General features: G+C 30.3%; 11 protein-coding genes. 5 read left to right on the forward strand and 6 right to left on the reverse strand.

Annotated features, from left to right (window positions below; all coding sequences use genetic code 4):
* Nucleotides 1-60: 60 nt before the first annotated feature.
* The 5 genes from MAGA_RS02070 to MAGA_RS02090 all read right to left on the reverse strand — a co-directional run bounded on the left by MAGA_RS02070 (nucleotide 61) and on the right by MAGA_RS02090 (nucleotide 4,699).
* Complete coding sequence (locus MAGA_RS02070; protein WP_013022037.1) at nucleotides 61-1,203, reverse strand: cell division protein FtsZ; 1,143 nt, start codon at nucleotides 1,201-1,203, stop codon at nucleotides 61-63.
* Nucleotides 1,204-1,239: 36 nt separating this feature from the next.
* Nucleotides 1,240-2,457, reverse strand: a complete 1,218-nt coding sequence (locus MAGA_RS02075) for an MAG3720 family protein (protein WP_013022038.1) — start codon at nucleotides 2,455-2,457, stop codon at nucleotides 1,240-1,242.
* A 32-nt stretch (nucleotides 2,458-2,489) separates the two neighbouring features.
* Complete coding sequence (gene rsmH / locus MAGA_RS02080) at nucleotides 2,490-3,392, reverse strand: 16S rRNA (cytosine(1402)-N(4))-methyltransferase RsmH (protein WP_013022039.1); 903 nt, start codon at nucleotides 3,390-3,392, stop codon at nucleotides 2,490-2,492.
* A gap of 1 nt (nucleotide 3,393) precedes the next feature.
* The gene (gene mraZ, locus MAGA_RS02085; protein ID WP_041308742.1) at nucleotides 3,394-3,822 is read right to left on the reverse strand and encodes a division/cell wall cluster transcriptional repressor MraZ; all 429 of its coding nucleotides are present in this window, start codon (nucleotides 3,820-3,822) and stop codon (nucleotides 3,394-3,396) included.
* Between the two features lie 208 nt (nucleotides 3,823-4,030).
* Complete coding sequence (locus MAGA_RS02090) at nucleotides 4,031-4,699, reverse strand: potassium channel family protein (RefSeq protein ID WP_013022040.1); 669 nt, start codon at nucleotides 4,697-4,699, stop codon at nucleotides 4,031-4,033.
* 176 nt (nucleotides 4,700-4,875) lie between these two features.
* Between MAGA_RS02090 and MAGA_RS02095 the strand changes: the two genes are divergently transcribed.
* Both MAGA_RS02095 and MAGA_RS02100 read left to right on the forward strand, forming a co-directional pair.
* Nucleotides 4,876-6,435, forward strand: a complete 1,560-nt coding sequence (locus MAGA_RS02095) for a TrkH family potassium uptake protein (RefSeq protein ID WP_042509402.1) — start codon at nucleotides 4,876-4,878, stop codon at nucleotides 6,433-6,435.
* 12 nt (nucleotides 6,436-6,447) lie between these two features.
* Nucleotides 6,448-6,900 (forward strand): MAG0130/MAG3770 family membrane protein, encoded by a 453-nt coding sequence (locus MAGA_RS02100; RefSeq protein WP_013022042.1) that lies wholly within the window; start codon nucleotides 6,448-6,450, stop codon nucleotides 6,898-6,900.
* A gap of 199 nt (nucleotides 6,901-7,099) precedes the next feature.
* Here the strand turns inward: MAGA_RS02100 and MAGA_RS02105 are convergent, their stop codons facing one another.
* Nucleotides 7,100-8,047, reverse strand: coding sequence for a DNA cytosine methyltransferase (locus MAGA_RS02105; protein WP_013022043.1), 948 nt, complete (start codon nucleotides 8,045-8,047; stop codon nucleotides 7,100-7,102).
* Nucleotides 8,048-8,184: 137 nt separating this feature from the next.
* Here MAGA_RS02105 and MAGA_RS02110 point away from each other — a divergent pair, with 137 nt between their 5' ends.
* From MAGA_RS02110 to uvrA, 3 genes are read left to right on the forward strand one after another with little or no spacing between them, the layout of a single operon-like run.
* A complete protein-coding gene (locus MAGA_RS02110; RefSeq protein WP_013022044.1) occupies nucleotides 8,185-8,703 on the forward strand; it encodes a Bsp6I family type II restriction endonuclease in 519 nt (172 codons plus the stop codon).
* A gap of 48 nt (nucleotides 8,704-8,751) precedes the next feature.
* On the forward strand, nucleotides 8,752-10,761 hold the full coding sequence (gene uvrB, locus MAGA_RS02115; protein ID WP_013022045.1) for an excinuclease ABC subunit UvrB: 2,010 nt from the start codon (nucleotides 8,752-8,754) through the stop codon (nucleotides 10,759-10,761).
* A gap of 1 nt (nucleotide 10,762) precedes the next feature.
* Nucleotides 10,763-13,594 carry an excinuclease ABC subunit UvrA gene (uvrA, locus tag MAGA_RS02120; RefSeq protein ID WP_013022046.1) on the forward strand — a complete coding sequence of 944 codons (2,832 nt, stop codon included), beginning with the start codon at nucleotides 10,763-10,765 and terminating at the stop codon, nucleotides 13,592-13,594.
* Nucleotides 13,595-13,609 lie beyond the last annotated feature (15 nt).

A 13,609-nucleotide genomic window follows, 5' to 3' on the forward strand; every position in this document is an offset into this window, starting at 1 on the left:
AAAAAAATGCATCTATGGCTGTTTTATAGCCATGAAGATGCATTTTTTTACTAGCTTGTTCTACTTAAAAAATTCAGGAATTAAATCAGAATTTTGTTCTAAGATTTTTTCATTTTTTGTAACAACTTGATCATATTCATCAGTGTTTTCTACATTGATGATATTTGATTGTTCATGCATTAAAGGGCTATGTCTGTTGCTCTTTAATTTTTCATGAAACTCTATGCCACTATGCATTTCGCCTTGACCAGCTATAATGCCAATTGTGAAAAAATCTTCTCTTTCATCTGTTCAATCATCATTTATAATGCCAAATTTGATGTGAGTATCAGCACCAAAGTGTTCCTTTAATAGTTCTATAGCTTCATTAATTTCTGTTAATGTGCCCTTAGAATCTATATGGAATGAGACTAATAGATTTTTGTAACTATTATTGCTTTTTATTTCACTTATGTTATCACTGATAACTTCTTCAACAGCTTTTTTAACCTTGTCAGTTCCACTGGTTTTAGCATAGCCAATAAAAGTATTTTGACCATTTTCCAAAACATTTTTTAAATCATGGAAGTCAACATTAATAAATCAGCTTAAATTAAGAATGTCAATTACATTTTTTATAAGGTTTTTTAGCTTCTTATCAGCCATTCTCATAGCCATATTAAGCGGGAAGTCTTTGTATGTTTCCAAAATTTGTTGATTTGATACTAGTGAGTAAGAATTTGCATAATTTTTAATTTCACTTATTCCAGATAAAGCAATACTTTTCTTAATTTCCCCTTCCATGTCAAAAGGTGTTGTCAAAACTGCGATTGTCAAAATCCCCATTTTCTTAGCTATATCTGCTATAACCGGCGTTGCACCTGTACCAGTTCCACCGCCAAGGCCTGCTGCTAGGATCAAGACATTTGTGTCTGCTAAAATTTCTTTGATTTGATCAATAGAATTTAAGGCACATTCTTTACCAACCTTAGGATCTCCACCAGCACCGCAACCGTTATAGATTGGATTAGCTAATAGTAATTTGTTTTGACATTTATTTCTGTTATCTTGCAAGTGTTGTGAATCAGTATTAATTGCTCAAAACTCAATTGTTGAACTATCAAATTCATCATCAGCAATAATGTTGTTAATTGCATTATTGCCAGCACCGCCGATTCCAAAAACTTTAACCTTTAAACTTGGAAAAACTGTTGAATCGTTCATGACCGATTCTCCTTTTTTATAGAGTTATTTATAAAATTATGCATTAACTGATTTTTGAAATGATTTTAAAATTTTGCTTATTCCAGGTGTCTTTGCTTTGTATAAAGGAATAGTATTTAATAGTTCTAAAGTATTACTTATTTTTGGTAAATTATCACTAGCCAAGTGAGCTGCACCAACAAAGTATTTTTTAGTTCCAAATATGAGCATGTCAGTATTTTCTGCTTTAATTACTGAATAGCCGCTTATTTCCTTTTTCAAAATGTGTGACACAAAGTCTGCATTTTTGCCATTTACTTGAATTTCTATATCAGGATAAGCAATATTATCATCTAATAATGCTTTAATTTCCTTTGAAACTTCAGTAACAATGTTTTTTAATACAACTAAAATTCTTTCTTCTAGATTATTTTCGTTTAAGGAAGTGTACAAATCGTAATTTTTAACTACGGAATTAATTAACAAATCAAAATTATGTAAACTAACATTAGCTTCTTTTGTAAATATGTCATTCATTCTTGTAATGTCTAAGACATATTTTTTGTAAAAAAATGGACTATTATTAACAACACCAAGAAAGCTTACAAAATTTCAACTAAAGTTAACTATAAATTTAAACTTGTTATCCAGTTTGCCAATATTTAAGCATTCTGATTCCAAAAATACTTTTTTAATATCAAAACCGGCATTTTTTAAGCACTTAAGCAAACTAACTGCAAATGAATTAGGGCTAAGAGTAATTAATAATTGATTAGTTACTAATTTCTTGCCTTCTTTTTCATATGGCATTTGTACATATTCTTTTGAATAATTATTCTCTGAATAAACTTTATATAAGAATGTTTTGTTGCTTATAATAAAATCATCAGATGTTAAATTTTTTTTATTAATTTCCTCATGATACTGATTTATAGTACTATCTGTCACTTTGCCTTCAGCAAGATTAATAGTAATATAATCGTTTTTAATCTGTAAGCTTTTTTCTTTATAGCCTACATATTTATCAGATAAAATCAATGAATATTCAATTGAATATTTGCTTCTTTTACTTAAAATTGATAACTTAGAGTTTAAATCAGATTTAATTTCACTAATTTTTGACTTTAATTTACTAATATCATTAAAATCATAGCTATATGACTTTTGATAAACTGGGATGTAGCGAGTTCCTAGAAACGAAAGCACAACTACTTCAATTTCTTTTTCACTAAGATAAAATGCACCAAAATAGTTGTGTTTTTTAGAAACTTTCATACTCCCTCCTTTTTAGTTTTTTTAAATAAAGCCTAAATTAATTTAGTTAATACTCTTAATTTTGCACTCCTTGATCTATTATTTTCGCTAATTTCAGCTTTTGAAGGACTATAAACCTTAACAATGTATTTTTTTTCTTCATTAATAGGCATTTTTGAAGGATGCTTACTTTTAATTAAGTTCCCAAAAAACTTTTTAATGATTGAGTCTTCTAATGAATGAAATGTAATTATTGCTAAACTTGAGTCTTTTTTTAACAAATTTAGCGCTTGCACAAGCATGGAATTAATTGAACTAAACTCATTGTTCACTTCAATCCTAATAGCCTGAAAAACAGCCTTGCACGGATTTTTTAGACTTAGTAATTTAGCAGGATATGCTGATTTTATTACTTCAGCTAACTCTAGTGTTGTGTTAATTGGCCTCTTCTTTATAATGGCATTCGCAACTTGCTTAGCAAGCTTTACCTCTGCGTAGTTATAAAAAATAGTAATTAACTCGTCTTCACTATAATTATTGACTACAAAATGAGCATCAAGAGCTTGATTAGTATTCATTCGCATGTCTAATCTAGCATCCTTGCTATAACTAAAACCTCTTTCAGCATTATCAACCTGTGGACTAGAAATTCCTAAATCAACTAATATACCATCAACAGCACTAATATTCAATTTTGCTAATTCATCTGCTACATTGTTAAAATCAGAATGAATTAATTGAAAATTAGAGCCAATTTTGCTTAATCTTTTTCGACTCTCTTCTATCGCAAAAAGATCCTTGTCAAAACCAACTAGTAAACCATTTTTTAGTCTTTTTAGTATCTCTGAAGAATGACCGCCCATACCAACAGTAAGGTCTAAATAAATTCCATTACTTTTGATATTTAAAGATTCAATTGCTTCATTTAACAAAATCGGTATATGCTTATTTTCCATCTTAGTTTTTTTCTGCTAACTTAGCTGCTGCATTGGCAACTGAGTTTTTATCTAATTCATTTTCATACTTTGCATACTGTTCTACACTTCATAATTCGACTAAATCACCAACGCCGATAAGTAGAACTTCTTTTTGGATAGCTGCATGGGCTAAAAATTGTTTTGGAATTGTAAAGCGTCCTTGTGAATCAAGTTCAATTTCTTGACTTTTTCCAAGTCATGCTCTTCTAATTAAACGTGCTTCTGAACTAAACTGGCTTTGAGCAATTAATTTATTGCTAAAAGTCATAAAAGTTTCTTCGCTTCTTAGTTCAATAACATCGTCAAGGCCAATTGTGATATAGAACTTGCTACCTAAACTATCTCTTAATTTAGACGGAATTGCAATTCTATTTTTTTCATCAATAGCCCGTGTAAATTCACCAAACATATTCCACATTCCTCCACTATCCACCACTATTATACACTTTTGCGCTTTTATTAAAATAATAAAAATGACTAATGTAGTTTTTGTGATTTATTGCAAAAATCCTAAAACAGTGTAAAAAAACAAAACAGAGTGGCTCATTGTCAATCTGTTTTGTTTGCTTATGAAATTATGAAAAAATACTAATTAATCTATAAAACAGGCGTATAAATTATTTATTTAGCTCGGCAAGCATGACGGTAACATCTTCTACTTTACCAATTAAAGTTAGTAAATCACCTCTTTCGAGTGTTGTAAGCCCGCTTGGTAAAATGCTTCTTGCACCTCTTTTTATTAAAACAACACTTACTCCAAGGTCTCTGAATTTAATTTCTTTAATTGGCTTTCCTTCGTAAAGTTGAGAATTTAGTGATGTTGTTCCCATTACAAAGTTATCGCCTATTTCTTGTAAGTTTTGGCTAAAACGCATGAAATTAGGGTTAGCAGCTATTAAAGCAGTTCTTACTCCTGCTTCATATTCAGGTTGAATAATGACATTGGCACCTATTTGTTTTAAAACTCTAGCATGAGTTTTAGACTTAGCTCTAACAATTAAGTTTTTAACATCAAGCTCTAATAATGCAGCTACTATTTCAATATTGTCAGAAACAGCCACGACAACTGTATCCATTTCAGTTATATTTAAGGCTTTTAGGGCTTTAATGTTTGTAGCATCAGCTACAACTATTTTTTGCGCTACATCTTTATATTCATTTAAAACTTGCTCATCGCTATCAACTAGCAAAAGTGAGCAATTCATTTTTGCTAGTTGCCCAATAACAGCACTACCAAAACGTCCAGTACCGATAATACAAATGTCTTGATTTCTTTTTTTAGCCATAAACTACCACCTAAATTAAATAAATTTAATAATGATAATATTATACCTTTTCATAAATATATTAAACTTGATAATTACTTAGTTAAAATAGCATAAAAAATGATTAGTTAATACATATAATTAAAATGTATAATTTAATATTATTATACTTTCATACTATTTGGCGGTTAAATAAGATGAGATCAAAAAAATTTGCCTACTGGTGAAGGAATAGCAAAATCAGAAGCTTTTTTAAAAAGATTAGATTATGAACTAAAAATGGTACAAAAGTTAAATTTATTTTATTAATGTACGCCTTAGTAGTTTTAATAATCACTCTTTTTTTACATAGTAAAATAACTCATAACCTTGATTATGTTGCTGAAAACAAAATAACTTTTTGGGATGCTTTTTTCACAACTTGTAGTGCTTTTAGCAACACCGGATTAGTTAGCCATTCTACTTATAAAGCTTGAAATATGTTTGGGCAAAGTTTAATTGCTATTGCTGCTCTTTTAGGTGGTTTTGGGCTTTTTGCACTGAAAATATTTTTAATTAATGTTATTTTTATGAAAGGTCATGTGAGCCTCAGTGATGTTGAATTAGTTTCATACGAAAGAGGGCATTCTGACTTTTTCAAAAACAAAAGAATGATTATTGATTCAATGATCTTTTTGATGGTTACATTGCTTTTAGCTAGCATTGGCTTATCGTTTTATTTTTATTATGTAAGTCCAAAAACTGAATTAGCGCACTTAAGGGAAGTGGTAGGCAATAACAGCGCTAATTTTGATAATCCATATCATAACTGAGGCCATAGTTTTAGATTTGGCATTTTCCATGCAATAAGTGCGATTAACAATGCCGGCTTTGACATAATTGGTGACAACTCACTAATGCCATATTACAAAAATATTGGCTTACAAGTTATTATTATGACACTATTTTTAATTGGTGGTATAGGCTATCCGGTTATTCATGATGTACTTAATTACATAAGAATTAAAAGTATTAATAAAAATGCATATTACAATTGAAGTTTGTTTACTAAGATCTCAGTTGTTACTTATTTAATTGTCACTTTATTTGGTTTTATTTTTGTCATATCATTTGAATTATCGTCAACCGATTCGATTTTTAAGTCTAATTTACAGTACTATGGGAATAATGCCTACAAAACCTGATCATTATTATTTATGGTTATATCAACTCGTAGTGCAGGATTTTCAACCCTAAATTTACACTTATTATCTGAGCCAACATTATGAGTTTTAGGCACCTTAATGTTCATTGGAGCAGCTCCAGCTTCTACTGGTGGTGGTATTCGAACCACTACATTTGCAATTTTATTTTTACTAGTTATAAGTAAGGTTTTTGGAAGACCAAATGTTAGAGCGTTTAAACGCCAAGTAGATAGTGATACTGTTAAAATGAGCACAATAGTTTCAACTATCAGTGTTGTTTTAGTTGGCTTTGTTTCACTAGTTGTAATGTCTAGTTTTGATAACTTCAGTGGCTTAATTCCAAGAGCAAAATATAGTGCAACACATGTATTTTTTGAAGTATTTTCAGCTTTTGGAACTTCTGGTTTAACAACGGGAATTACTAGCTCGCTAAATGTTGGTTCTAAAATTGTACTAAGCATTTTGATGTTCATTGGTCAATTTGGAGTAAGCAGTAGTGTTTTAATATGAACCAGCAAGAAAAATTATGCTTATAAATACAATTACATTTCAGAATCAGTCACAATCGGTTAAAAGGAGAGTTTTATGGACGGCATAAATATTGACAAATTAAATAAATTTGCTTCATATTCTAGAAACAAAAAATTTCTCTATTCTGCCTATTTTATAGGCTTATTAGTATTCTTATACACTGTGTCAGTTATTATTGCACTTTTAGTTTATCGTAAATGAACTAATGTTACACTTGGACTAATTATTTCTCTTTCAGTGATAGCTTTTATTTGATTTATATTCCTTGGGCCAGTTTTACAATTGCTTAGCTTATCATTTGTAGCTTTTAGAGCACTGGAAGATGACCCAAATCCTTGAAGAAGCAAAAAACCTTATTTATGATTACTTAATTTCCAAGCATATTTCGCCTTTTATGCCTATAATCTAATCAACAAGAGAAAAAATTGAATCACTAAAGATGAAAAACAAAAGTTAGTTGCCTGATTGTTTAATCAAGATGACAATGTGAGTTTAAGAAATAAATAATAAAAAATAAAAGCTCTGCAAGCGATGCAGAGTTTTAATTTTTACTTAAGTTAATTAGAAATGAAGTAAATGTTAGAAAATTTCATACAATACCGATACATATAATTGTCAACTATGTTCTGCTTTAATAAAAATACCAGTGTGTTAAGCATTTTTGTTTAATTGTGACTGTTATATTGCTATATTACTTAACCAGCATTTATTTATCGAGAGCAATAAATATTTTTTCTGCAATTCTTTTTATCACAGGCACAACAACTGTATTACCTGCTTGCTTATATAAGTGCGATTTAACAATATTGGGTAACTTGAATGTAGATGGAAACCCTTGGAAATTGAAACATTCACGAGGAGTTAATTTTCTTATGCCTTTTTTAGTTAAAATTAAAGGCACATTATGACCTCCTGTCCCCATATTGGCTGTTAAAGTGGGGCAAACACCATTTTTGTTTTCTCTTACATATTTTCTTCTTCACTGATATATAGAATCAACATTTTTAATCTCTAAAGCAAGCTTATTATAAAAAACATTCTTGTCTGCAGAATAGTAGAAACAATCATCATCAACATTAACTTCTAAACAATCATTTAATGATGTCTTTAACTTAACAGGTAGTGGAAAAGAGAAAATATCATATGAGTGTTTGTCTTTAAATCCGACAATGTAAATACGCTCTCTATTTTGTGGGATATCCCCATAATCTTTAGCATTTAAAACAGCAAACTTTATGTGATATCCATTTGTTTCTAACGACTCTTTAATAATTTTAAAAGTCTTGCCATTATCATGGCTAACTAAATTTTTGACATTTTCCAAAAGAAATGCTTTTGGTTGTTTTGAAACAATTATTCTCAGTGTTTCAAAAAACAAGTCACCAGATTTTTCATCTTCGAACCCTTTACGATAGCCAGCAACGCTAAATGATGTGCATGGAAAACCGGATAAAATAATATCAACTTCTGGGATATCTCTAACATCTACTTTTCTAATGTCTTCATTTGATACAAATGTAGAAAAGTTAGACTTATATGTCAATATTGCATTTTTGTCAAATTCATTTGCTCATATTGTCTTAAATTTTCCTGTTTGTTCGAAGCCTAAATCAATTCCGCCAACTCCAGCAAACAAGCTACCCACTTTATACATTTCTCTCCTTTATTATTTACTACCGTAAATTGCAACAATTTAATTAATTAATATGGAAAACAATGTTAATTTTAATAGTTAATTTAAAATAATTTGCAACAAATGAACTTAGTTTATTAATACATTATAATTATATAATGAATATTAGTAAAGTTTCTAAGGATAGATATGACAAGATAATTAATCTTTATCCTGTTTGAAAATTTTTAAACAACCATATTAAAAATATATACACAAGAGGCGTTAATTTTCCTGAATCATTTAGCGAATTAATAGTTTGTTATGTTAATGACTATTATTTAAGTTTGGGAAATGGCTCTGAAGATGCATTTACAGACGATTTTAAAAAAGTTCAAATTAAGGCCACTTCAAACTGAGATTTTGATGTAACAAGTTTTGGACCAAAAAGTGAATTTGATATTTTGGAATTTGCTAGATTAGATCAGGCTCAAGATCTCTTCTATTTATATAAGATTCCTACAGATGATTTGAAAATGATAAAGGTAAATTTAAATAGCACTTTTGAGAAGTTCCAAAACGATGGCAAGAGGCCTAGATTCTCTATAATTAAAAAGTATATTGAAAAGTATGACATTAAACATTATGCTGTCGTCAATTTAAAAACTGGCAGTATTGTAAAGTCAGAAATTACATAGCTCATATTTTCTGCAGTTGTAAGCATAATAACATTATAATTATTTAATATGTACAGTTTCAAATTGCACTCATCTTATGCTCCAGCAGGAGATCAACCTAAAGCGATTAATGAATTAGTTGAAGGCATTAAAAATAATGCCAAAGAGCAAGTATTGCAAGGTGTAACAGGAAGTGGTAAAACATTTACAATTGCTAATGTCATTAATCAATTTAACCGCCCTGTTTTAGTGCTATCGCACAACAAAACACTAGCAAGTCAGCTTTATACTGAACTAAGAGGCTTTTTTCCTGAAAACAAAGTTGAATACTTTGTTTCATATTTTGACTATTACCGTCCTGAAGCATACATTCCTTCAAGTGATTCATATATTGATAAAACTAGTAAGCGTAATGCTGAAATAGATTCGATGCGTATGAGTGCTGTTAACTCTATTTTAAGCCGTAATGATACTATTGTAGTAGCTTCTGTTTCTGCTATTTATGGTGCTTTGAATCCATATGAGTATGAAAATAACTTTATCACAATTCATAAAGGTCAAAAAATTTCACGTAATGATTTTATTCGCTCACTTATAAAAAGAAATTACTTTCGTAATGATGTTAATTCTGAGCTTGGTTCATTTGCTGTTAAAGGCGATTTGGTTTTAATTCAGCCTGTTTATGACAACTCATTTATGATCAGAGTTGACTTTTTTGGTGACGAAATTGAATCAATTAAAACTATGCATCCAATAACAAAAGAAGTTTTTGCTAGCTATGATGAATTTTTGCTCTTTCCTGGTGATGCATACACAGTTAATAATGACATACTTAAACAAACTGTTGAGTTAGCTAAAATCGAATTAGAAGAAAGAATTGCATATTTTAAAAAAAATAATAGGCTGCTTGAAGCACAAAGAATTAAAGAAAGAGTCGAAAGAGATCTTGATTCATTAGCAGAATTTGGAACTTGTCCAGGAATTGAAAATTATTCTATGTACCTTGATAACAGGACTTTTGGTCAAAGACCTTATACTTTATTAGACTACTTTCATGATAAAAATCCTATTGTTTTTATTGATGAATCACACATGATGATACCACAATTAAGAGCCATGTTTAAAGGCGATAGATCACGTAAGCAAACTTTAGTTGACTATGGTTTTAGATTGCCAAGTGCCTTAGATAATAGACCATTAACATTCGAAGAGTTTGAAAATAGTTTTGATTTTCAAAAAATATATATTTCAGCTACTCCAGATGAATATGAATTAGATAAAACTCATGGAGTAGTTACCACATTATTTGTGCGTCCAACAGGATTACTAAATCCTTCTATCGAAGTAAGGCCAGCTAAAGGTCAAATCGAAAATATTTATGATGAATTGCAAAAGCAAAAAGAAAAAGGTGAAAGAACATTAATCTTAACAACCACAAAGTCATTAGCCGAAGAGCTAACTAGATATTTCATGGAAAAGAATGAAAAAATTGCTTATATTCATAGTGAGCATAAAACTTTTGAAAGAAATGAAATTTTAAGAAAGCTTAGAAAAGGTATTTATGACTGTGTTGTGGGAATTAACTTGCTACGTGAAGGGATTGATTTACCGGAAGTAAGCTTAATTATGGTGCTTGATGCTGATAATGAAAGCTTTTTCCGTTCAACAAGAAGTTTAATTCAGATAACAGGTAGAGCAGCTAGAAACAGCAATGGTAGAGTCATATTTTATGCCGATTCAGTTTCAAAGAGTATGCAAGAAACAATACTACAAAACAGCGAGATTCGTCAAATTCAAGAAGAATATAACTTAAAACATAACATTGTTCCTAAAACAATTATTAAACCAATTCCAGAGCCAATTCATAATCAAAAAATGGCTGACGCAATTTCATTTTATTTCAAAAACTCTAGCTCTAAAAACCAAGATGACAAGCTATCTAAAGATGAATTAATTGAAAAATTAAGAAAACAAATGGAACAAGCAGCTAAAGAATTAGACTATGAAAGAGCAATGGAAATAAGGGATATTATTATTGAATTGCGTGAAGGCAATAGCAGTTTAAATAAGGAGGGCTAAGATGAGTGCAAGAGATCAAATTATTATTCATGGTGCTAAGGAAAATAATTTAAAAAACATTGATTTAACAATACCTAAAAATAAATTAATTGTCTTTACAGGCCTATCTGGCAGTGGCAAAAGTAGTTTAGCCTTTAACACAATTTATGAAGAAGGTCGCCGTAGATATGTTGATAGCTTAAGCAACTATGCACGTTTATTTTTAGGCGGAACCAACAAGCCTAATGTTGATTCAATTGAAGGACTTAGCCCTTCTATTTCAATTGAGCAAAAAACAACTCATAATAACCCTAGATCAACTGTTGGAACTGTGACTGAAATTTATGACTATTTCAGACTCCTTTTTGCTCGTATTGGTAAGCCTTATTGTCCTAATCATAAGATTCCTATCACTACGCAAACTAATAACGATATTTTAAAAAGCATCTACGAATTTCCCGATCAGACTCGTTTATACATACTTTCGCCAATTGTAGATGGCGAAAAAGGTACACATGCAAACCTTTTTGAAAAACTTAAGAAAGAAGGATTTTTGCGTGTGCAGGTTGATGGGCAAATTTATTCACTAGATGATGAAATTAAATTAGAAAAAAATATTAAACATTACATTGACATTGTTGTTGATAGAGTCGTGCTTAATGAAGAGAATCAAAATAGAATTTCTGAAGCAATTAGTGTTGCTTTAGATTATTCAAAAGGATTATTGAAAGTTGAAACAACTGAAGGTGAAGTTAAAAAGTTTTCTAAATTACACTCATGTATTTATAAAGATTTTGATATGCCTAAAATTGATACTAAACTTTTTTCATTCAATGCACCTTTTGGTTCATGTGAGCTATGTAAAGGATTAGGAGTTAATTTAAGAGCTGATTTTGATGCCTTAGTTCCTGAAAAATGAAGAACTATTAATGATGGCGCTATTAAAATTTTTGCCAACATAGTAAATAGTCAAAATTTAGAATGGCAAGAGTTTGATATTCTCCTAAACACCTATGAAATAGATAAAAACACACCAATTGATCAGCTTTCTAAAGAAGAAATTGATATCATAAAATATGGCTCAAAAGAGGATATTGAGTATGTTTTAGTTTCATCAAGCGGCAATAAAACTAGAAGAAACAGACATATTCCTGGAATTTTAGAAAAAATTGAAAACGATTACTTTAACACTTCTAGCGAAAGAATTAGAGACTGACTTAAAAAGTACATGGGTTCATTTACATGTGAAAAGTGTAAAGGTTCAAGATTAAATAAATATGCACTTAGCATAAAGGTAAATGATTACAACATTGATGATTTTACAAGGATGAGTGTTGAAGATGTTCTAGAAGCTCTAGAAAATCTAAAACTAAACAGTGAAGAAACATATATTTCACAACTTATCTTAAACGAGTTATATAACCGTTTACATTTTTTAAAAAATGTGGGTTTAGGCTACTTAACTCTTAATCGTAATGCTGAAACTTTGAGTGGGGGCGAAAGCCAAAGAATAAAGTTAGCTACACAAATTGGTTCAAATTTAACAGGCGTTTTATATGTTTTAGATGAGCCTTCTATTGGGCTTCATCAAAAAGATAATGAAAAACTTATTCAGACACTAAAAAACATGGTTAATTTAGGCAACACTTTGATTGTTGTTGAGCACGATGAAGACACTATCAGAAGTGCAGATTATATTGTTGACATTGGGCCTTATGCAGGGGTACATGGCGGTAAAGTAGTTGTGCAGGGCTCGCTTGATGATATAAAAAATTGTGAAGAGTCATTAACTGGTAATTATTTGAGTGGCAAAAGAAAAATAGATGTACCATCTTTTAGAAGAAGCGGAAATGGTAAAGTTTTAGTAATTAATGGCGCTAGTGAAAATAATTTAAAAAATATTAATGTTAAGTTCCCACTTGGTAAATTTATTGGTGTAACTGGTGTTTCAGGAAGTGGCAAAAGTAGCTTAGTTAATGAGATATTAGTCAAAGGACTAACTAAATATTTATCAAAAACACAAACTGAAAAAGTGGGTAAATTTACTTCATTTAGTGGCTCATTTAACATTGACAAAATTGTCGCTGTTAATCAAAGCCCTATTGGCAGAACTCCAAGAAGTAATCCTGCTACTTATACCTCAGTTTTTGATGATATTAGAGACATATTTGCTTCAGTTGAAGAATCAAAAGCAAGAGGATATGCTAAAGGAAGATTTAGCTTCAATGTCCCTGGCGGACGGTGCGAAAAGTGCTCTGGCGATGGTTATTTAAGAATTGAAATGCACTTTTTACCAGATGTTTATGTCCCTTGTGATGAGTGTGAAGGAAAAAGATATAATAGAGAGACGCTAGAAATAAAATACAGAGGCAAAAATATAGCTGATGTTTTAGATATGACAGTTGAAGATGCCTTAGATTTTTTTGAAGCACGTGCTAATATTAAAAATAAATTACAAACCTTAAGTGATGTAGGCTTAAATTACATAAAACTAGGTCAGCCTTCTACAACACTAAGTGGTGGGGAGGCACAAAGAGTTAAGCTTGCTACATATTTACAAAAACCACCTACTGGCAAAACTATTTATGTCTTAGATGAGCCTACAACAGGATTGCACTCATATGATGTTGCTAACTTGCTTAGTGTGCTTAATAAAATTGTCGATAATGGGGATACTGTTGTGGTAATTGAACATAATCTTGATGTTATTAAAAACTGCGATCATATTATTGATCTTGGACCAGATGGCGGTAAAAATGGCGGTATGGTCATAGCCACTGGAACCCCTGAACAAGTTGCTAAAATTAAAAAGAGCTACACTGGCCAATATTTGAAGAAAATCCTTAATTTATAGGACTAAAAGGAAGAC

It is taken from the genome of Mycoplasmopsis agalactiae (genome assembly GCF_000089865.1).
Taxonomy (GTDB): Bacteria; Bacillota_I; Bacilli_A; order Mycoplasmatales; family Metamycoplasmataceae; genus Mycoplasmopsis; species Mycoplasmopsis agalactiae_B.